Source organism: Nocardia sp. MH4, from assembly GCF_019266065.1.
Classification (GTDB): Bacteria; Actinomycetota; Actinomycetes; order Mycobacteriales; family Mycobacteriaceae; genus Nocardia; species Nocardia canadensis.
This window is the reverse complement of sequence record NZ_LPNR01000038.1, coordinates 1-20,195: the sequence shown is the minus strand read 5'-3', so window position 1 is coordinate 20,195 and position 20,195 is coordinate 1. Positions and strand designations below refer to the sequence as shown.

Sequence of the window (20,195 nt, the reverse complement as noted above, 5' to 3'; positions counted from 1 at the left end):
CTCAACTCGTCCGGATATTTCTTCGGTGCTGCCACTGATCGACTCCTTCCGGTCCTATCGGACCACGGGTTGGAGCTCTCCGTGAAAACGGGGGAACCTCAGCCGGTCGTGGGCGCTGTAGATGGGCAAGAGCAGGGCGCCCCCGATCCCACCCGCCGATCCGCTCCAAGGGCCTCTAGCGCGTCGCGTCGCGGCTATCTGCAGATGGAGTCGCGTTGCACCAGACACCTGTCGCAGCAACACGATACGACCGTCCGCCGCCTACGAGCACGAATTCAGGACCTGTGCAGCAGCAGGATTCCGGCCGACAAGATCGAACCTGACACTACTTCGTGACCTGCCTGAAGATCATTCGCGCCTACACTGGATCGCGGAAGAGCCATTGATCGGGACCCCTCACCTAGGTGCCCCATGGACTCTTCTCGATTCTCCCCCTCCCCGGATTCGAAATCCCCGCGACCGTTTCGCCGGTCCCAGACCCGCACAGCGGGACTCGGTCGAGACGAATCGCCGCCCCCTCTACCAGCGCCGGCCATCCCGTCTGGAGCCAACTGCCAAGAGCGCCACCGCGATCAGGCAGGGCACGATGTCGCGTCGGCGTGACACCCAAGTGTCAGCGGGTAACGACCGGCGCGGTGTCGAGGCGGAGTGCCCCGCTGAGCTGCCGCCAGTCCCCCGGTCAGTAGGCCGTGCGCTTCTGCGCCTATTGCTCCATTCTGCGCGCGGACTTGATTCCAAATGCTCTGACAACAAGGAAGTCTCGTGACAATCGATAACGCGTGGGCGGTCCTCGACGACCTGTACGGACTCGAAGCCACCGACCTCGATCCGGTAGGCGAGGAAGAACTGGCCTTCTACGGTCGCTGCAGCACCGAGGACAACCAGGACCCCGAGACCTCCTACCAATGGCAGCTCGGCAACGCCGAGAAGTTCGTCAACGGACGAATCGTCACCAGCTACTTCGACGTCGGGCAATCACGCTCGGTGCCTTGGCATCGTCGCACCGAAGCCGCCAAACTCCTCGACGACCTGCGCAACCCTGACCGAGGCTGGACCGGCATCGTTGTCGGTGAAGGCACCCGCTGCTGGTTCGGCAACCAGTTCAGCCTCGTCGCACCCCGCATCCACGCCTACAACGTCTCCATCTGGGTGCCCGAGCTCGGCAACCGCTACGACCCCCACAACGTCACCCACACGATGATGATGAACATGCTCGGCGGGCTCAGCGAGTCCGAACGCCAGCATGTTCAGCAACGCACCCGCGCCAGCATGAACGCGCAGGTCCTCAACGAAGGCCGCCACCAAGGCGGACGTCCGCCCTACGGATACCTTGTGGTCGACGGCCCACCACACCCCAACCCGAACCGCGCCGCGGACAACTTCAAACTCCGCATCCTGTCCATCGATGCCGCCACCGCACCTGTCGTGCAACGGATCTTTCGCCTCTACCTCGAGGGCCGAAGTGATCGCGCCATCGCGACCGAACTCAACCGCGAGAACATCCCCTGCCCGTCCAAGCACCGCCCTGAACAGAATCGGCATCGTGCCGGTGACGGTTGGCAGGCCACCACCGTCGGGGCGATCCTGCAGAACCCCCGCTACACCGGCTACGCCGTCTTCGGGCGCTGGACCAAGAGCGAACAGCTGCTCGACCCTGACGACGTCGCCGCCGGCAACATCGTCAAGTTCAAACGCTCACCTGCACAACGCATCGTCCGCTCACGCAAGCCTGCACACGCCGCGATCATCTCGGTCGAAACGTTCACTCAGGCCACGCTCGAGCGGAAGAAGCGCGCCGGGGCCGGCAACCGTGCCCGCAGCCGCCTCGAACGCACCAGGCCGATCAGCTCCGGCAACATCTACCAGTTCCGAGGTCGGGTCTACTGCGACATCTGCAACCGCAAGATGCAGGGCGAGATACTGCGCAAGGCGGTCTACTACCGGTGCCGAGCCCGCACACTCCCGCCCGGTAGCCCCGTCCGGGAGATCCATCCTCCAACAGTGAACCTCCGCGAAGCCGACATCACCGAACCCGTCGACGAGTGGCTGTCCACCCTGTTCCATCCCGACCATCTCGACCGCACGATCGAGGCACTACTCGCGGCACAAGACGACATCGACAGCGACACACGCAGAGCCTCTCTACGCCGACGCATCGAGCACGCGTCCACACGGGTCGAACGCCATCTAGCTGCGATCGAAGCGGGTATCGATCCACAGGCAGTACTCGACGCGATGAACGCCGCCCAAGCGGACGAAGCCTCCGCACAGGTCGAGCTGAACAACCTGCCCACACAAGAACAGTTCACCGAGACCGAGCTCCGCAAGCTCATCGAATCACACGGCGACGTCCGCCTCATCCTGGCTGGAGGTGCCCCGGAGTACAAGAAGGACCTCTATAACGCAATCGAGCTCCAAGTGCGCTATGCGCACTTGGAGCATCGAATGATCATTACGACATCCCCTGTTGGGGATAGCGCTGGTGTCCGGAGGGGGACTTGAACCCCCACGCCCTAATACGGGCACTAGCACCTCAAGCTAGCGCGTCTGCCATTCCGCCACCCGGACTTGCTGGTGTGCCAAAAGATTATCCGACGCGGTGTCGGAAACCAAATCGCCTAGGTGACCTGCTGTTTTGCCCACTCGGCCCACTCCCGGTTCATGCGGTAGAAGCGCTTGCCCCACTCGAGGGCGATGTGGCCGTTGATGGAGAAGGGGTTGGCGGTCCAGTCGATGGCGGATTCGAGGGTGAGGAGTTCGGTGAGGGCGGCGGCGGAGCGGGACTCGAGGGTGGTGAGGTAGGTGATCGCTTCGGCGGGGGTGAGGGCGTCGAGGAAGAAGACGCGCAGGAGGGTTTCGTTGCGGGTGATCGGTTTGGGGGCGACCTCGGTGAGCCAGTGGCGGAGGTCGACGAGGCCGGCGGGGGTGATCGTGTATTCCTTGCGGCCGCGGGGGCCCTCGTCGGAGACGGTGATCTCTCCGGCGTCGGCGAGCTTGGCGAGTTCGGTGTAGATCTGACTCTGAGTGGCGGGCCAGACGTTGGCGAGGGATTCCTTGAAGCGGTGGATCAGGTCGTAGCCGCTGGCGGGGCGGTCGGCGAGCAGGCCGAGCAGGGCGTGACGGAGGCTCATGTCCATTATCTTACCTTCCACTCTTGACATGTCTGAATAGGAACATCTAATTTCGACCTGTCTGAATTGGAATGTCGCGTCTACCGCGTACTCAGGGAGCCACCATGTCCTACCTGCGCACCTTCGCCCCGTGGATCGTCTACGCGCTCGTTCCCGGCCAGTACTGGGCGTGGGCGGCGCTCGTCGCCGCGGCCCTGGCGCTCGCCGAGGTGGTGGGCCGCAGGCGGAGCGGAGCCGGGTTCGACGCGCTGATCATCGAGGTCGGGACGCTGACGTTCTTCGTGGGGCTGACCGTGCTGGCGTTCGGCGACCCCGACACCGGACTGCACGCCTACTCCCCCGCGCTCTCGCACACCGCGCTGGCACTGATCGCTGGTGTCTCGCTCGCGGTCGGGATGCCGTTCACCCTCGGGATCGCGAAACAGACCACCCCGCAGGAGGTCTGGGAGGAGCCGCTGTTCGTGCGGACCGGGTATGTGCTGACCGCGGTGTGGACGGCAAGTTTTGCGGTCGGTGCGGTGCTGCTGGCGCTGCTCGCGCACGCCGACACCTGGCCCCGCACACTCGCGCACGCGCTGACGTTCGCGGTGCCGATGGTGTTCACCGTGCGCTACGTCGCCTACATCCAGGCCAAGGCGGCCGCGTTCGACGCCGTGTGAGCCGATCAGGGCTGCCTGGCAACGGTTTCCACGTGAGGCTCGGACGTCGGCGGACGTCCGGGCCTCACGCCGTCGGCGGAGCCAGCGGATGAGGGCGGCGGTCGGAGTTTCGGTGGCCCAGGCGACGATGCCGTCGGGGTGGGCCGGCAGGCCGGTTCCCGGCGTGGGATCGATCGGTGCGGCCGCGACCGCGGGGAGGCGGTCCGTCCACGGCGCTGCGGCGACTCGGAGGGCGACGGAGTCGGCCAGGTCGAACAGGACGGTGCGACGTGAAGAAGTCGGGGCGGTGTCGGTGCCGTCGGCCGGGTCGAGAAACGACGCCGAGGAGGCGGTGACCCGCGCCGAGGTCGTAGCAGGTCCGTCGGCTGCCGCGGCAGAACGCTGGGCGGCCGGACCCCCACGGCCTTCGCGCGACTCAGCGGGCGCGCGCGGGTTCCTCGACGACGGTGGGCTCCGTCGCCTTCGCGGCGGCGGTGTGGCGGCCGGTGACCAGGAACAGCACGACGAGCCCGACCGCGAGCCACACATAGGTGTCACCGACGACGTGCTGCCACCACGCCCACGAGGTCTCGCGGTGTTCGCCGTCGGGCAGGAAGCTGTGCGGCGCGATGACGAACACCGCGGCCACCACGACGGCCGTGGCGTACCAGCCGCCTGCGCTGGCGATCGGCAGAGTGCGCGCGTGGCAGACGATGGCCAGCAGCGCGGGCGCGATCCACACCCAGTGGTGCGACCACGAGATCGGCGAGAGCAGCAGTGTGAAAACCGCGTTGAGGGCCAGCGCGATCGCGGGGGCGTCGGCGGCCTTGCGCATGGCGGCGACGACGAGGACCAGCAGCAGGCCACCCAGGACCAGCCAGAGCGCGTCGAACGGCAGCCCGGTGACGTGCAGGCGAGCCAGCACGGCCTGGATGGACTGGTTGGTGTGGAACGCCGAGCCGCTCAGGCCAGAGACGTTGCCGAGGCCGCCGAACCAGTAGCGGGTGGATTCACCGGGCAGCAGCGCGAACGAGGCGATGGTGGCGACGGCGCCGGTGGCGGCGGCGGTGGCCGCGGCCTTGTAGTCCTTGCGGACCAGGAAGAACAGCACGAACGCGGCGGGCGTCAGCTTGATGGCGGCGGCCAGGCCGATCAGCATGCCGCGCGGATAGCGGGTCTTGGGCAGCAGGCAGTCGGTGGCGACGAGCACCATCAGCAGCAAGTTGACCTGACCGAAGTCGATGGTCGAGCGCACCGGTTCCAGCAGCATCGCGGCGGGCAGCGCGCACGCGGTCACCAGCAGCGCGGCCTGACGGTTGTCGCGGTGGTAGCGGCGGGCGACGAGGAACAGCGTCCAGCCGAGCGCGGCGACCGAGGCCACCACATAGAGGATCTTCGCCGCACCCCAGGGCAGCAGCGCGAACGGCGCGAGCGCGATGGCGGCGAACGGTGGGTAGATGAACGGCAGACCGATCCCGATGGAGGTCTTGGGCAGCTGGCCGTACATGTCGGCGCCGTCGCGCATGGCCTCGATGCCGAGGCGGTACACCTGCAAGTCGATGAAACCGCCGGAGTACTGCTCGAACGGCCAGAGTGGGATGCGCACGCACGCGATCGAGACCACGGTGAGCAACACCGGCACCAGCCACCATGCTCGATTGATCGGGCGTGGGGAAGGCTGCTGCGCAGGGTGGGTGGTGTCACTACTCATCCGCGGCGACTATACCGACTCGCGGGCCGCACCGCGCCATCGCCCGTCGGCGGTGGTGACCCGCGCAATAGCCAGCGGGATGCCCGATCGGGCTGGTCGGAGCGATTCCGGCGCCGACGGCGGGGTGCGTTCAGTCGCCCCGGTTGTAGCGGGTGAGCAGGGTCGCCAGAGCCGTGACGTCCGCGTCGGTCCAGTCGGCGAAACGCTCGGTGAAGGCCTCGCGGCGGCGGCGCTCGGCCTCGCGCGCGACGATCCGGCCGGACTCGGTGGCGTGCAGCAGGTGATTGCGCCGGTTGCCGGGGTCGACCTCGCGGGTGAGGTAGCCGAGCCGCTCGAGCGCGCCGACCTGCCTGCTGACGGTCGACTTGTCGAGCAGGAACTGTTCGGCCAGATCGGTGGCCTGACACCCGCCACGCTCCAGGATCAGATCGAGGATGCTGTAGGCGACCAGACTCAGTTCGGGGTGCAGCTCGGCGGCGCGGCCACGCGCGCGGCGGGCGAAGGCGGTGAGCTCGCGCTGGATGGCGTCCACGGCGGCGGTTCTTGTGTCGGGCGCATTCATAGTTGTATGCTACAACAATCATAGTTGCATTTACCAACTGTTTGGAGATCTCCGTCGATGACCACCACCCAGCTCCGGCATGTCGCCGGACATCTGCTGACTCCGTTGCTGATGTGCCTCGGTATGGCGTTCGCGTATCTCGGCGCGTTCCACCAGCCGACGCCGAACCATCTCGAACTGGCCGTGGTCGGCGAGTCACCGCAGGCGATGGTGCTGGCGCAGACGATGAAGGACAAGGCGGGTGACGGCGTCGACATCATCACCGTGCCCACCCGGGACGCGGCGATCGAGGCGCTGGGCAATCGCGACCTCACCGGCGCCTACGTGCCCGACGAGCGGCGTCCGGAACTGCTCGTCGCCACGGCAGGCTCCGACACCACCGCGATGGCCGCCGAGGTGGCATTCCGGCGGGTGTCCGATCATCAGGGCGTGCCGCTGGTCGTCACCGATGTGACCGCGAAGGCCGACGGCGATCCGACCGGGCAGGGCCTGTTCTTCCTGCTGGTCGCGTTGAGCGTGGGCGCCTACGGCAGTGTCGCGGTGATCGGGGCGGCGGGCGCGATGCTGTGGATGCGGGTGCGCGCCGCGATCGGTGTGGTGACGGCGTTCGTGGTGAGCCTGATCGGGATTCTCGTCGCGGGCCCGGTGTTCGGGGTCGTCGACCACGACTACGCGGCGGTGTTCGGGGTCGCCTGGCTCTACAGCGCGGGGATCATCCTGATCGGGATCGGGTTGCACACCTTCCTGAAGCGCTGGACGACGCTCGCGCTCATCACCCTGTTCGTGATGCTGAACTTCACCACCTCCGGCGGCGTCTACGGACCGCAGCTGCAGAACGGGTTCTTCGGTGCGCTGCACTCGTTCTGGAACGGCGCCGACTTCGTCGAGGGCCTCCGCACGCTGCTGTACTTCGACGCCGCCGCCGGGTTCGGGGCGCGTTTGCTCGGTCTGTTCGCGTGGCTCGCCGTCGGCGTCGTGCTCGTCGTGGTCGCGGGCCGCCACGAGGCGCGCATCGCGCCGAAGCCGGTCACGCCCGCGGCGATCGAGGAGGAGATCGGCGAATCGGTCGCTGTGTGACCCGCAGGCCGGGCACGCCCCGGCGAAAATCGTTGCCGAGACTTCGGATCCGACTCCGGACGCAGGTCAGCGAGTTCGCCGGGACGTTGCGCGGAAAGGGTCGCGGTATCTCGTAGACGCGAGTACGGTGTAGCGCGCAACCGCGGCCAGCGTCAGGCGCCGCATGGGGGTCGAACGCGGAAAGGGTGGGCTGCACCGATGAATCATCCCGGCGCGCGACCTTTCGGCGACCCGATTCCCCTCGAACAGCGCTACACCAGCGCCGACCCGATCGATTGGTGCGGCGCCGAGGTATATCCGATGTACGCCGAGGCGTTGCCGGCCGGAACGACGGCGGTGCGGTTGCGTGCGGTCTCGGTGCTGGCGCCGCCCGAGGTGACCGGGCTCGGCCTCGGCCTGACCGTGCAGGGCGGGTATGTGCACCTGAACGGGAAATCGTTGCAGGGCGTCGACATCTGGTACGACGCGCTCGCCGACGGCGTCGACATCACGGTCACCGTGGACGGGCCCGAGCCGCTGTTCACACTCACCCCGGTCTGGGTGGCCGGGTCGGGGAGCCAGCAGTCCTGGACCGGCAACTACGGCATGGTCATCGATCTGTTCCCGGGCGGCGCGTCCACGCTGTGGTGCAGCACCGGGCCCGGCACACCGGATTTCAACGAGCTCGTGGTGGAGCTGACCACCTTCCCGGCGCCGGACCCCGCGCCGTTCGTGGCACCGGCCTCCGCCCTCGCGCCGCCGTCGATCCGGGCCGCCACGGCACACACCCCGTTCGCGCCCGTCACCATGCCGCCGACTCCCGCCATCACGGCCGCGATGCTGGCGGCGGCCCTCCCAACAGCCGATCCCCTGGCGCCGTCGGTGTTCTCGCGAGCTGAACCCCCGGCTTCCGCGTTGCCGACACTGTCGGCAAATCCGAACGCCAGGCCACCGGCAACCGGCGCGGAGCCGACAGCTGAACCGCCGGCATCGGCCACGGTCCCGACTACCAGGCCCCCAGCAGCTGTCGCGACGCCGACGCCCGAAGCGTTGGCACCCACCGCATTCCCGTTTGCGATGCCCCCGTCAGCAGCTGCGATGCCGACACCTGAGCCTCCTGCGCCCACCGCATTCCCGACCATGGGGCCCCCAGTGGCGGTTGCGGCGCCGACAGCTGAACCTTCGGAAGCGATCACGAGGCCATCGACCAGTTCGCTGGCAGCGGCCTTCGCTCAGCTGGCTGCGCCTCCCCGGCAACCGATCTCAGGTCCACAGGAACCGGCATCGGCGGCAGCGGACGAGGTCGTTCCCGCCTCGGCGGTCCTGCCACCGGCGACCGGCATGCGACCGGCGGCCGATCCACCGACCGTCCTGCCGTCCGAACCGCCGATGTCGGCAGCGCGCGACTTCCGGTCAGCGGGCCACCCGGCTCCCCCGCCGCCGGAGATCCGACCGGATCGGGACGTCGAGTCGACACCGGTGATCGCGGCGCCGACCCTGCGCGCGCCGCAGACCTCGGGCGGGCAGAGCATCGGTCGTGCGCTCTACGACCTGGGGACCGCGATGAACGAACGCGGCGAACACGATTCGGCGCGCACACTGCTGACGCAGGCCGCCGAGGCCGGGCACAGTGCCGCCGCCTACGACCTGGGGGTGCTGCTGCTGCGCGACGGTGATCGCGCCGGGGCCGAACACTGGTGGAAGGCCGCGGCCCACGACGATCCGCGGGCCGCGGCCTCCCTCACCGAACTTCCGCGCTAACGCGCCTGGTCCGCCAGCACCGACACCACGTCCGGACCCGCCTCGCGCACCGGAGCCACCTCGCGGGACGCGATGTGCGCGGGCCGGTGCCGCGGCGCCGCGTACGGCTCGTCGAGCGCGTTGTCCACGCTGTTGAACACCAGGAAGATGTTCGAGCGTGGGAACGGCGTGATGTTGTTCGACGAACCGTGCATCAGGTTCGAATCGAACAGCAGGGCCGACCCGGCCCGCCCGGTGAACTGCGTGATGCCGTAGCGGGCGGCGAGGAAGGTGATGTCGTCGTTGGTCGGCACACCGATCCGCTGCTCCTGCAACGATTCCCGGTAGTGCCCCTCGGGCGTCTCCCCCAGGCACGGCACGAAGGTGCGGTGCGAGCCGGGCATGAGCATCAGGCTGCCGTTGAACGGGTAGTTGTCGGTCAGCGCGATCGACAGGCTCACTGCTCGCGGCGCGGGCATGCCGTCCTCGGCGTGCCAGGTCTCGAAATCGGAGTGCCAGGCGAACCCGCTGCCACCGAACCCGGGCATGTAGTTGACCCGGGTCTGATGCAGGTACACCGCCGAGCCGAGGATCTGCTCGGCGAGCCCGACGATCCGCGACTCGGCCACCAGCTCCGCGATCGGCTTGCTGAGCCGGTGCACCTGGAACACCGAACGCACCTGTCCGGCCACCGGCTCCACCACCACCCGGTCGTCGCCGTAGAGCACGGGATCGGCGGCGAGGTGGCCGATCTCCGCGCCGAACGCGGCGACTTCGTCGGGGCTGAGCAGGTCGGGGATCACCGCGTAACCGTTGGCGTCGAAACCTGCCAGCTCGGGCGAGGAGACCCGGCCCCACACTGTCGGATCGGAGCGTTCGATATGCGGGGCCGGTTCGATCAGCCGGGTCGGGTAGCGGTCGAGCCGATCAGACACGGGCATCCTCCTCCTCGACGATGAGCGGATACACCCCGTTCTCGTCGTGTATCTCGCGGCCGGTGACGGGCGGGTTGAACACACACAGCATCCGGAGCCGGGTCCGGGCGTTGACCTGATGACGTTCGTTGCCGTCGAGCAGGTACATCGACCCGGGGCCGAGCTGGTAGACGGCTTCGTTGTCGAGGTCGAGCAGGCTGCCCTCACCCTCGATCAGCCAGACCGCCTCGACATGGTTCTGGTAGTGGAACTCGTGGACGGTGCCCGCCTCGATGGTGGTCTCGTGGAAGGAGAAACCGACCCGGTCCCCGGCCAGCACGATGCGCTTGCTGCGCCAGCCGGGGCCTGCCACGTCGCGTTCGGTACCGGTGATCTCGGCAGTGGTGCGCACGATCATGCGGCACCTCCACACACGGTGTCGATCGAGGACGACAGGACCGACAGGCCACGGGCGAGTTCGTCGCTGCCGAGTGTCAACGGCGGCAACAGTTTCACCACCTCGTCCATCGAACCGGAGGTCTCCACCAGCAGGCCCTGCTCGAAGGCGGTGCGGCAGACCTTGCCCGCCTGCGACGGGTCGTCGAAGACGATGCCGTGCACCATGCCGCGACCACGGGTCGTGACGCCGTCGTAGCGATCGGCGATCGCGGACAGGGTGCGCCCGACGTATTCGCCGTTGGCGGCGGTGCGCTGGGCGAGCTTGTCGTCGCTCCAGTACTCGCGCAGCGCGGCCGTCGCGGTGACGAAGGCGGGGTTGTTGCCGCGGAAGGTGCCGTTGTGCTCACCCGGCGCCCACTGGTCGTGCTCGGGCTTGAGCAGCACCAGCGCCATCGGCAGGCCGTAGCCACCGATCGACTTGGACAGCGTGACGATGTCGGGGGTGATGCCGGCGATCTCGAAGGAGAAGAACGGACCGGTCCGGCCGCAGCCCATCTGCACGTCGTCGACGATCAGCAGGATGTCGCGCGCGGCGCACAGGCCGGCCAGGTGCCGCAGCCATTCCGCGCGGGCCAGGTTCACCCCGCCCTCACCCTGGACGGTCTCCACGATCACCGCGGCGGGGCGGTCGAAACCGGAGGAGCTGTCGTCGAGGACGCGCTGCATCCAGCCGAAGTCCTCGATGGTGTTGTCGAAGTAACCGTCGTAGGGCATCGGCGTGGCGTGCTCGAGCGGCACACCGGCGCCGGCGCGCTTGGCGGCGTTGCCGGTGACCGACAGCGCGCCCAGGGTCATGCCGTGGAAGGCGTTGGTGAAGCTGAGCACCGTCTTGCGCCCGGTCACCTTGCGGGCCAGCTTCAGCGCGGCTTCGACGGCATTGGCGCCGGTCGGGCCGGGGAACTGCACCTTGTAGTCGAGGCCGCGCGGCGACAGCAGCGTGTCGCGGATGGTCTCGAGCAGCTCGCGTTTGGCCACGGTGGACATGTCCAGGCCGTGGGTGATGCCGTTGCTCGCGATGTAGTCCAGCAACGCCCGCTTGAGCACCGGGTTGTTGTGGCCGTAATTCAGCGCGCCCGCGCCGGCGAAGAAGTCGAGGTACTCGCGTCCTTCCTCGTCGCGCAGCCATGCGCCCTCGGCGGTGGCGAAGACAGCGGGCCAGTCACGGCAGTATCCACGCACATTCGATTCCATCGCTTCGAAGATGCTGGTGTCGGTGGTCGTGATCATCGTCGTTCCTCCTGGCGCTGAGCGGGTGCGATGACGTACAGCTGCTCGGCCTCGTGTGAATCGGGGAAATCGTGCGTTTCGAACAGAGCGACGGTGCGTAGACCCGCACCGCGCTCGCGGGCCACCGCGGCGAACAGCGCCTGGGAGGCGGTGTTGCCGGGTGAGATCGTGGTTTCCAGGGTGGTGATGCCGGCGGGGGCCACCGAATCCAGCAGCGCGTGCAGGATCCGGGCGGCCAGGCCGCGGCCGCGGAACTCGGTGTCGACGGCGATCTGCCAGACGAACACGGTGTCCGGCGCTTCCGGGCGGACGTAACCGATGACGAATCCCACCGCCCGGCCGTCGCTTTCGGCGACCAGCGAGGTGGCGGCGAAATCGCGACACCACAGCAGGTAGGCGTAGCTGGAGTTGACATCGAGCACCTGCGAGTCGCGGGCGATCCGCCACAGCTGGGCTCCGTCACCCAGCCGCGGTGGGCGCAGTCTCGGTTCGGAACCGAGAACCGCAGGGGCGGAAGCGGATTCGATGGACACGGTGGACGAAGGCATATCTCTACAGTGTCGAACCGACTTTGCGGTCTCTGTGTCGAGCTCTTTGCAGTTGTATGACGAGTCTTTTACTACGCTTGCGGATCGAGCCGATAGCCCAGGCCGCGCACCGTGACCACGATGCGCGGGTCGGACGGGTCGCGTTCGATCTTGGTGCGCAACCGGCGCACGTGTACGTCGACGATCCGCTCGTCGCCGAAAAAGCCCTGGTCCCAGACTCTTTCGAGTAGGACGGCACGACTGAGCACCCGGCCCGGGGTCTCGGCGAGTTCGCACAGCAGGCGGAACTCGGTGACCGTGAGGTGGATCTCCTCGTCGCCGCGGCGGACCGCACCCGCGTCGGTGGCCAGCACCAGCGGCGCCACCGGGTCGGCGTCGAGGACGGACTCGGGCGTGACGTCGCGATCGGCGGTGATCCGGGCACGCCGGCGCAGCGCGCGCATCCGCGCGGTGATCTCCTTGATCTCGAACGGTTTGCTGACGAAATCGTCGGCGCCCGCCTCGAGGGCCGCGACGACATCGTGGGTGTCGTAGCGGGTGCTGATCACGATGATCGGCACGTCGTGGTCGCGGCGGATCTCCCGGATGCAGTCGAAGCCGTCGGTCTCCCCGCGCATGAGGTCGACGATCATCAGGTCGGGCGGTCCGTCGCTGCGGAGTTGGTCGAGAGCGTCCTCGGGGACACCCGCCTCGGCGACGGCGTATCCCTCGTCTTCCATCGCACGGCGCAGATCGCCGCGCATCTGGACGTCGTCGTCCACGATCATCAGGTTCGCACTCATGCCCGGACCTCGCTTTCGGCCGGTTCGGCCATGACCGCGTGGGTGGCCGCGTTCGGCCACCGTTCGCTGCGCTCGCTCATGTGCACATCCTTTGCTGACACGCCGGGACGTGCGCCGGATCACCTCGGGGAGTTCGCGTCCCCAGACCGACACGCCATCCCGTCTTCGAGCTCGTTACCGATCTGTTATTTACCCAGCCTCAGGGCTGCGTAAACCCGCCGTAACAATTCGCCCGGTCAGCAGGGGGTCCGGAGCGCCTTCGACGGTGCTGTGGCGATGGCATAGTCGAGGAGTGACACCGACCTATGACGACATCGAGGCCGCCGCCGCCAGGATCGACGGACTGGTCCGCCCGATCACCGTCGCACCGGCCGCTCCCGGCACCGATCCGCTGACCTTCGCACTGGAGTTCCTGCAGTTCACGGGCTCGTTCAAGGCGCGGGGCGCGCAGAATTTCGTGCGTGCGCACGCGGCCGCGGGAACGCTGCCCGCGGCCGGTGTGACGATCGCCTCCGGCGGCAACGCGGGGCTCGCCTGCGCGTGGGCCGCGCGCGAAGCGGGGGTACCCGCGACGGTGTTCCTGCCCGACACCGCTCCCCCGGTCAAGATCCGGCGATTGCGTGACTACGGCGCCGAGGTACGACTGATCGGTCCGGAATACAAGCAGGCGCTGGCCGCGTGCCAGGAGTTCGCCGCGACCAGCGGCGCGCTGTCCTCGCACGCCTACGACCATCCGCTCATCGCGGCGGGGGCGGGCACGTTGCTGCGCGAAATCCACGCGCGCGTGCCCGATCTCGACACGGTGCTCGTCGCCGTCGGTGGAGGCGGGCTGTTCACCGGAACGGCCGTCGCCGCACAGCATCTCGGGATCCGCACGGTCGCGGTCGAGCCGGTGGGCTGCCGCTCGCTCGACGCGGCGCTCGCGGCAGGCAGGCCGGTCGAGGTCACCGTCGACTCGGTGGCCGCCGATTCCCTGGGCGCGCCCAATGTCTCGGCCATGGCGCTGGCCGCCGCGCAACACGAGAGCGTGCGCTCGGTGCTGGTCGACGACGAGTTGATCCGGCGGGCGCGCAGGCAGCTCTGGGACGAGCACCGGATCGCGGTCGAATGGGGCGCGGCGACCGCGCTCGCCGCGCTGCTCGACGGTGGTGCCGGCGCGGCGTACCGGCCCGAACCCGGCGAGCGGGTCTGCGTCATCCTGTGCGGGGCCAATACCGACCCCAGCGATCTGGTGCGCTGAGCGAGGTCAGCGGCGCAGGGTCGTCGCCTGTTCGATCCGGGCCGGGCCTGGCCGGGTGCGCATGGCGTCGAGACCTGCGACCAGGCCCTCGTCGGCCCGGACCGCGACGACGGAATTGATCGTGCCGGTCCTACGTGCCCGGGCACGAGGTCGCCGCGTCCTGATCCCGGCGACATCGGTTCGCGCCCCGGATCATTCGATCCGGGGCGGTCGGTCAGCGGACCAGGGCGTTCTTGGCGGCGTAGCCGGACATGGCCGAGTTGAGGCCGCGCATGGCCAGGGTGTAGCCGTAGGGGACATAGCGCTGGCCCCAGTGCGCGAGCTGGATGTCGCGAGAGGTGTAGACCCAGTAGCGGTTGCGCTCCACGCCCTTCACCACGGCGGTGGCGGCCTGCTCGGGGGTCACCGCGTGGCGCAGGAACAGCCGCATCGCCTTCTGCAGTGCCGCGTTGTCGCGATCGACACCGGCGATGTCGACGCTGTCGACCATCGGGGTCGCCATCGCGCCGGGCAGCACCAGGCTGACACCGATCTTGTGCCTGCGCAGGTCGAACCGCAGCACCTCCGACACACCGCGCAGGCCGAACTTGGTGGCGCTGTAGGGCGCGTGCCAGGGCAGACCGAACAACCCGGCCGCCGAGGAGACGTTGACGAGGTGACCGCCGCGGCCCGCCGCGATCATCGGCGGCACGAACTCCTCGATGACGTGGATCGGGCCCATCAGATTGATGTCGACGGTGCGCCGCCACTGCTGGTGGGTGAGCTTGTCGACGGTGCCCCAGGTGGCGATGCCCGCCACGTTCATGACGATGTCGACCCGGCTGACCGCCTCGAAGGTGTGCGCGGCCAGACCGACCACGGCGGAATGATCGCTGACGTCGGCGGCGTGCGCGAGAGGCACCGTGGCGCCGGCCGCGCGCAGCTCGGCGGCGGTCTCGGCGAGCGCGTCGGCGGTGATATCGGTGAGCACGAGGGCAGCGCCTTTGGCGGCGGCCGCGAACGCGGTGGCGCGGCCGAGCCCGCTGGCGGCACCGGTGATCAGGCAGGTCTTCCCGTCGAACTTCGTCATGGTCCCGACCCTACGGTTCGGCGAACGGGTTCGTCTATGGTCCCGTGTCGATCACTATGGTGGTCCACCCGCCGACGTGGATCCGGCTGCCCGCGCGCAGCTCGACCGCGATCTGCGACGGGATCGGTTCCTCGGCGCCGTCGAGGCTGGTCCCGTTGGTGGAGCCGAGGTCGGTGACGGTGAGCCCACCGGCCGGGTCCGCCCGGATCAGCGCGTGCGCGCGCGACACCCCGAGATCGGCCGGGGCGATACCCAGGTCGATCTCGGGCACGATGCCCTGCGAGGTCGAGCGCTTGCCGATCAGGAACTGGTTGCCGCGCAGCGGGATCCGTCGTTCCGGATAGAAGTCGGGGAACGCGACGCGCTCGGCGTCGGGCCCCTTGCGGGCCTGGACCCTGGTGTAGAACTCGCGGTCGGCGAAGACCCGCGCGACCCAGACCCGGGCCGGTGAGTCCGCGCGTGGCCCGTCCACGCGCACGAGCGTCGGGTCGGCGCGGCGGGGGTCGGGCTCGGGTCGCGCGGGCGCGGGCAGGGCCGAGTCGTACCCGCAGACCTCGCAGAACCGGCCACTGGTCGGCGTGGCGCAGGACGGGCACAGCCGCAGCTCGGCCGGATCCGATGCGCCGGTACCGGTCAGCGCCGAGCCGCACACATCGCAGTAGTCCAGGGAGCGCGACTGATGCCCGTCCGCGCAGATGGGCATGTCAGGAACCCTCCGGCCGGACCCGCGCGGTCTTGGTCGAGCGGATGTCGAGCGCGAGTTCGTCGGCGGCGGCGACCTGGCCGCGCAGCTTGACCGTGCCGTCGCGGTCGTCGACCTCCACCACGTTGCGCAGCAGCTTGGCGGTGGACTCGTGCCCGGAGGCCGCGGCCAGCTCCACCGCGCGCCGCAGTTTCGCGGTCGCGGTGGTCAGATCGCCGTTGCGGCGCGCGGCCAGCCCCTCCTGGACGGCCTGGGCCAGTTCGACCTGCCCGGTGTAATGGGCGACACGGGTGCTGATCCGGGTGGACAGGGTGGTGTCGGTGGTCCAGACCGCTCGCACCAGCCCCTGACCGAGCACCTCGTCACCGGCCAGCACGCTCAGGCGCGCGGCCAGTTTCTCGCGGCCGGGCGCGGCCGGTTCCAGCTCGATCTGCACGTGGTATTCCCGCTCCTCGGCGGCCCACGACGAGAGCGGGTACTCCCCCACCTGCGGGCCCGCGTCGGTGCGGCGCGCGGTGAGGTCCTCGAGCACCGGCGCGACCTGCTTGACCATCCGCACCCGCGCGCCCGCCGGGGTCCACACCTTCAAGGTGAGCTCCGGGATGACCCGAGCCACCGAGGACCGCATCATCTTCGCGAAGTCGGCGGCCAGATCCTTCGGATCGGCGACCATGTCGGCGTCGCCGGACAGCTTCGAGGAGATCTTGTGCAGGTCGGCGGCCATCCAGTCGTCGCCGACGCCCCGGCAGTCACAGACGAAAAGGCCTTCGGCGCGGTCGAGTTCGGTGGCCAGCTGCTCCGGCGTCTCGTGTTCGTTCTTGCCGTCGGTGAGCAGGATGGCGTGCGCCTGCGCGCCGGGATGCGCGGCGGCGACCTGACGGGCCAGCGCGAGCCAGGAACCCATGGCGGTGCCGCCGTCGGGGCGCAGCTTGTCCAGCGCGCGCCGGGCCGCACCCCGATGGCCGGGATCCGCCGGCGCCGACAGGACGCCGGTCGGGTAGATCATCCGCGCGGACTCGGTGCCCTCGATGATCGCGAACGCGGTGCCGTCGGGGATCTCGTCGAGCGCGGTGCGCGTGGCGGTGCGCGCGTTCTCGAATTTGCGCTTGTTGCCCATCGACCCCGAACAGTCGATGATCAGGATCTCCAGCCGGGGCGGCGGCGTGGCGACGGCGGCGAGTTCGGGGCCGGTGGCCACCGTCAGCACGGCATCGACCACGCGCGTGCCCTCGGCGAGGAACTCGTTCTGGTCGACGGCGATCGATATTCCTGCGGTCTCGGCTGAGCTCATGACACTCCTGGATCGTGCGGAACGGCAGCGGGCGCGGGGACCGGGGCCAGCGCGACCGTGATGTTGTCGCTGCCGCCGCTGTTCAGCGCGAAGTCGGCCAGCGCGCGGGCCGCGGCCTGCGGTGAGGTCTCGACGGTGAACCCGGCGAGGGCGACGGCGTCGGGCAGGTAGTTCCACAGACCGTCGCTGCACAGCAGCAGCGTGCCGGGTTCGGTGACGACCATGCTCTGCAGGCAGTTGGCCGACCACGGCGCTTCCCCGCCGTCGGCGCCGAGCCAGCGCAGCAGCGTGTGCGCGCGCGGGTCGTGCATGGCGGCTTCCTCGTCGAGGGCGCCCGCGTCGACGAGGGCCTGGGCCCAGGAGTCGTCGACGCTGAGCCTGCGCGAGGCGGTCGGGTCGCCCGCGGCGAGCCAGAAGGCCCGGCTGTCCCCGACATTGGCGACGGTGATCTCGGTGCCCTCGACGGTCTCGCGCACGATCGCCGACACGTAGGTGCACGAGGGCGCGTACTCGCTGCTGCGCGACATCCCCCGCACCGCTGCCGTCGCGGTCGCCAGGCCCGCCATCACGGCGTCGCGGGCGGAGCGGCCGTCGGCGAGCGCGGCCAGCGCGGCGTCGACGCCCGAGCGGGCCGCGGTGCCGGAGGCAGCCTGCGGGTCCTGCGAGGTGGAGACGCCGTCACTGACCACGATCACGCGGGTGCCGTCACCGTCGCGCACGGCCGCGGCGACGGCGTCCTCGTTGCGCGCGTGGCTGATTCCGCGGTCGGTGAGCAGATACACCGCGCCCAGATCGTCCTCGAAGCGGTCGGGGACCGGCTTCGGGCTGCCGCACTGCGCGCACAAGCCACCCTCGTAGCGGCGTTCACCACAGGTCGAGCACTGCGGCGTCGCGGCCGGATCGTGCACCGGCAGCGCGACCTTGCGCACGCCGAGTTCGCGCCCGCACCCCTCGCAGAAGCGGTGCCCCGCCCTGGCCGACCCCACGCAGTCCGGACACCCCGGCGCGCTCACAGCGTGGTCCTCGGCCGCACCGCGTTGGCCTGATCCACCAGCACGAAACGGGTCCACATGTCGTCGGCTTCCCGAGCCAATGTCCGCAAGCATCGTTCCAACCCCGTCCGCACTCCCTGCTCGGTGAATTCCACGTCCAACAGCTTGCCTGGCGCACTCGGCCGCTGTCCCGACCGGATCCAGTTCAGTGCCGCCTCCAGTACCCGCATGCGCACTCGTGCGGTCCGCGTGCGCGAGTCCAGGCTGAGTCGTTCGACCCGCTCGCCCGCCTCCCGCAGCAGCGTCTCGTCCAGTTCGCCCGGCGCACGGCCCGCCAGCAGGGTCTCCACGGCGGAAACCCTGGCCTCGGTGAACATCGACGACCCGCGGTCGACCTGGTCGAGCACCGCGACGGCGCCCGCGCGGTCCGCCTTCGCGCGCCGCAGCCGAGCCGCGCCGAAGGCGGCCGACAGATACGTGTGGTCGGTGCGCCACACCAGTTCGTAGAGCGCCAGCGCGCGATCGCGCTGCGCCGCGGCCGCTTCGGCCGCCACCGCGCCCAGTTCCAGCGCGGCCGCCAGGGCCAGTTTCGGCGCGGGCTCGCCGGGCAGCGCGGCGTAGACGGCCTCGAAGTCGGCGGCGGCCGAGGCGTGGTCGCCGGTCAGCAGGGCCGCCTGCGCGCGGTACCAGATCCGGCGCCAGTCGTAGTCGAGTTCGACATCGGAGGCGGCCAGGCGCGCCAAGGCGGCCTCGGCATCGCCTGCCTCGAGTTCGGCGCGGACCAGCCGCAGCGGAATCTCCACCGACTCACCGGATCCGGTAACCACCGCCCGCAGGCCCGCTGTCAACGCCGCCTCCAGTTCGGCGGGCGTCGCGGCGTCGGTGGTGGCCAGCAGGGCGGCGCCGCTGTCGGCCGGATCGACCAGCGGGGCGGGCAGGCCGGCGATCAGCGCGGCGGGTTCCGGGGTGGCACTGTCGATGCCGAAGACCGCGCGGGCCGGACCGAACGAACTCGACATGCCGGGACGCGGCAGTCCGTCGTCGGTGGCCAGGACCTCGCGCAGGACACCGGTGAGCTGATCGGCCATCTCCGACATCGACCCGAAGCGAGCCAGCGGATCCTCGTCGGTGGCGCGCAGCAGGAACCGATGCAGGGAATCGTGCCGGGCGAGCAGGGGTTCGGCCTCGGGCGAGGGCAGCGGGCCGAGTTTCCCGTCGACGGAGGCGATCCGCATCATCAGCACGGCCAGCGTGCGGCCCGCGGTGTAGACCTCGGTGGCCACGGTGGGGCCCGTCTCGGCGATCTCGGGCGCCTGGTAGCCGATGGTGCCGTAGATCGGGCTGGTGCGGTCGTCCATCGCGATGACGGCGCCGAGGTCGATCAGCTCGAGCCGTTCCTCGGTCTGCATCACGTTGTCGGGCTTGAAATCGCAGTACGCCCAGCCGCGCGCGTGCAGATAGCCCAGCGCGGGCAGCATTTCCAGCACATAGGCGATGGCCTGGGCGGGCGGCAGGTAGCCGCCGTGCTCGGCGCGATGGGTGCGCAGGATCTGCTTGAGCGAGGTGCCACCGACGTAGGCCATCACGATGTAGCCGACCGGATCACCGTCGGCGTCGGCGTGTTCGGTGAAGTTGTGGATCTTGACGATGTTCGGGTGATCGACCTCGGCCAGGAAGCGGCGCTCGGCCACCGCCGCCGCCAGCGCGTCCGGGTCGCCGGTGTCGATCAGGCCTTTGAGCACCACCCAGCGCCGGTTGACGCGATGGTCGACGGCCAGGTAGATCCAGCCGAGGCCGCCGTGCGCGAGTGCGCCCGCCACCTCGTACTGACCGCCGACGACATCGCCGGCGCGCAGGCGGGGCACGAAGGAGTAGCGGGTGCCGCAGTGCGGGCAGAACCCGGAGGTGCGCCCGGCCACGCCGTCGTGGCTGCGGCCCACCGGCTTGTCGCATTTGCCGCAGAACCGGTCGGTTTCGGGGACCTGCGGGTCGGTGAGCACCGCGGTGGCCGGGTCGACGCGCGGGATCGGCGGCACCTCGACCAGCCCGGCGCCGAGCCTGCCGCGCGCGGCCGAGCGGGCCGATCCGGACCGGTGCGTGCGCACCGAGCGGCTCGAGGTGCGCCCGCTGGC

At 69.5% G+C, this 20,195-nt stretch carries 18 protein-coding genes, 1 tRNA gene and 1 pseudogene; 5 read left to right on the top strand and 15 right to left on the bottom strand.

The features are described from left to right. Window positions 1-762: 762 nt before the first annotated feature. Window positions 763-2,502, top strand: coding sequence for a recombinase family protein (locus tag ATM97_RS01820; RefSeq protein WP_218716153.1), 1,740 nt, complete (start codon window positions 763-765; stop codon window positions 2,500-2,502). Here the strand turns inward: ATM97_RS01820 and ATM97_RS01815 are convergent. Both ATM97_RS01815 and ATM97_RS01810 read right to left on the bottom strand, forming a co-directional pair. Then, window positions 2,481-2,568 (bottom strand) — tRNA-Leu (locus ATM97_RS01815). The two genes, ATM97_RS01820 and ATM97_RS01815, sit on opposite strands and share 22 nt — an antisense overlap. A gap of 50 nt (window positions 2,569-2,618) precedes the next feature. Beyond that, a complete protein-coding gene (locus ATM97_RS01810) occupies window positions 2,619-3,131 on the bottom strand; it encodes a PadR family transcriptional regulator (protein WP_218716152.1) in 513 nt (170 codons plus the stop codon). 104 nt (window positions 3,132-3,235) lie between these two features. Here ATM97_RS01810 and ATM97_RS01805 point away from each other — a divergent pair, with 104 nt between their 5' ends. After that, entirely contained in the window at window positions 3,236-3,790 is a 555-nt protein-coding gene (locus tag ATM97_RS01805) for a hypothetical protein (protein WP_218716151.1), read from the top strand. Window positions 3,791-3,883: 93 nt separating this feature from the next. Here ATM97_RS01805 and ATM97_RS34970 read toward each other — a convergent pair. The 3 genes and pseudogenes from ATM97_RS34970 to ATM97_RS01795 form a co-directional block, all read right to left on the bottom strand. Then, window positions 3,884-4,318 (bottom strand): annotated as a pseudogene (locus ATM97_RS34970) (hypothetical protein); the annotation flags it as partial. Further along, entirely contained in the window at window positions 4,206-5,480 is a 1,275-nt protein-coding gene (locus tag ATM97_RS01800) for a glycosyltransferase 87 family protein (RefSeq protein WP_255586693.1), read from the bottom strand. The gene ATM97_RS01800 and the pseudogene ATM97_RS34970, both read right to left, overlap by 113 nt. Window positions 5,481-5,610: 130 nt before the next feature. Continuing rightward, window positions 5,611-6,042, bottom strand: coding sequence for a MarR family winged helix-turn-helix transcriptional regulator (locus ATM97_RS01795; protein ID WP_218716150.1), 432 nt, complete (start codon window positions 6,040-6,042; stop codon window positions 5,611-5,613). 57 nt (window positions 6,043-6,099) lie between these two features. On the opposite strand from ATM97_RS01795, the gene ATM97_RS01790 reads away from it, so the two are divergent. Then, window positions 6,100-7,119, top strand: coding sequence for a hypothetical protein (locus ATM97_RS01790; RefSeq protein ID WP_218716149.1), 1,020 nt, complete (start codon window positions 6,100-6,102; stop codon window positions 7,117-7,119). Window positions 7,120-7,317: 198 nt separating this feature from the next. After that, window positions 7,318-8,859: a hypothetical protein gene (locus ATM97_RS01785; RefSeq protein WP_218716148.1), complete on the top strand. Its 1,542-nt coding sequence runs from the start codon at window positions 7,318-7,320 to the stop codon at window positions 8,857-8,859. Here ATM97_RS01785 and thpD read toward each other — a convergent pair. From thpD to ATM97_RS01760, 5 genes are all read right to left on the bottom strand, one after another. Beyond that, window positions 8,856-9,779, bottom strand: a complete 924-nt coding sequence (gene thpD, locus ATM97_RS01780; protein WP_218716147.1) for an ectoine hydroxylase — start codon at window positions 9,777-9,779, stop codon at window positions 8,856-8,858. The two genes, ATM97_RS01785 and thpD, sit on opposite strands and share 4 nt — an antisense overlap. After that, entirely contained in the window at window positions 9,766-10,170 is a 405-nt protein-coding gene (locus ATM97_RS01775) for an ectoine synthase (RefSeq protein WP_218716146.1), read from the bottom strand. The genes thpD and ATM97_RS01775 overlap by 14 nt, the downstream gene beginning before the upstream one ends. Next, window positions 10,167-11,435 carry a diaminobutyrate--2-oxoglutarate transaminase gene (gene ectB, locus ATM97_RS01770; RefSeq protein WP_218716156.1) on the bottom strand — a complete coding sequence of 423 codons (1,269 nt, stop codon included), beginning with the start codon at window positions 11,433-11,435 and terminating at the stop codon, window positions 10,167-10,169. Before ectB ends, ATM97_RS01775 begins: the two co-directional genes overlap by 4 nt. After that, window positions 11,435-11,986, bottom strand: a complete 552-nt coding sequence (gene ectA / locus ATM97_RS01765; protein WP_255586690.1) for a diaminobutyrate acetyltransferase — start codon at window positions 11,984-11,986, stop codon at window positions 11,435-11,437. The genes ectB and ectA overlap by 1 nt, the downstream gene beginning before the upstream one ends. A gap of 71 nt (window positions 11,987-12,057) precedes the next feature. Beyond that, entirely contained in the window at window positions 12,058-12,768 is a 711-nt protein-coding gene (locus ATM97_RS01760) for a response regulator transcription factor (RefSeq protein WP_218716145.1), read from the bottom strand. 292 nt (window positions 12,769-13,060) lie between these two features. Between ATM97_RS01760 and ATM97_RS01755 the strand changes: the two genes are divergently transcribed. Next, window positions 13,061-14,008 carry a threonine/serine dehydratase gene (locus ATM97_RS01755; RefSeq protein ID WP_218716144.1) on the top strand — a complete coding sequence of 316 codons (948 nt, stop codon included), beginning with the start codon at window positions 13,061-13,063 and terminating at the stop codon, window positions 14,006-14,008. 214 nt (window positions 14,009-14,222) lie between these two features. Here ATM97_RS01755 and ATM97_RS01750 read toward each other — a convergent pair whose 3' ends face one another. The 5 genes from ATM97_RS01750 to ATM97_RS01730 form a co-directional block, all read right to left on the bottom strand. Beyond that, on the bottom strand, window positions 14,223-15,077 hold the full coding sequence (locus tag ATM97_RS01750; RefSeq protein WP_218716143.1) for an SDR family oxidoreductase: 855 nt from the start codon (window positions 15,075-15,077) through the stop codon (window positions 14,223-14,225). A gap of 34 nt (window positions 15,078-15,111) precedes the next feature. Beyond that, window positions 15,112-15,780: an FHA domain-containing protein gene (locus ATM97_RS01745; RefSeq protein ID WP_218716142.1), complete on the bottom strand. Its 669-nt coding sequence runs from the start codon at window positions 15,778-15,780 to the stop codon at window positions 15,112-15,114. 1 nt (window position 15,781) lies between these two features. Next, on the bottom strand, window positions 15,782-17,071 hold the full coding sequence (locus ATM97_RS01740) for a VWA domain-containing protein (protein WP_218716141.1): 1,290 nt from the start codon (window positions 17,069-17,071) through the stop codon (window positions 15,782-15,784). Next, window positions 17,068-18,084: a protein phosphatase 2C domain-containing protein gene (locus ATM97_RS01735; RefSeq protein WP_308248334.1), complete on the bottom strand. Its 1,017-nt coding sequence runs from the start codon at window positions 18,082-18,084 to the stop codon at window positions 17,068-17,070. Before ATM97_RS01735 ends, ATM97_RS01740 begins: the two co-directional genes overlap by 4 nt. Beyond that, on the bottom strand, window positions 18,081-20,195 hold a 2,115-nt coding region (locus ATM97_RS01730; RefSeq protein WP_255586687.1), incomplete at its 5' end, for a serine/threonine-protein kinase. The genes ATM97_RS01735 and ATM97_RS01730, both read right to left, overlap by 4 nt.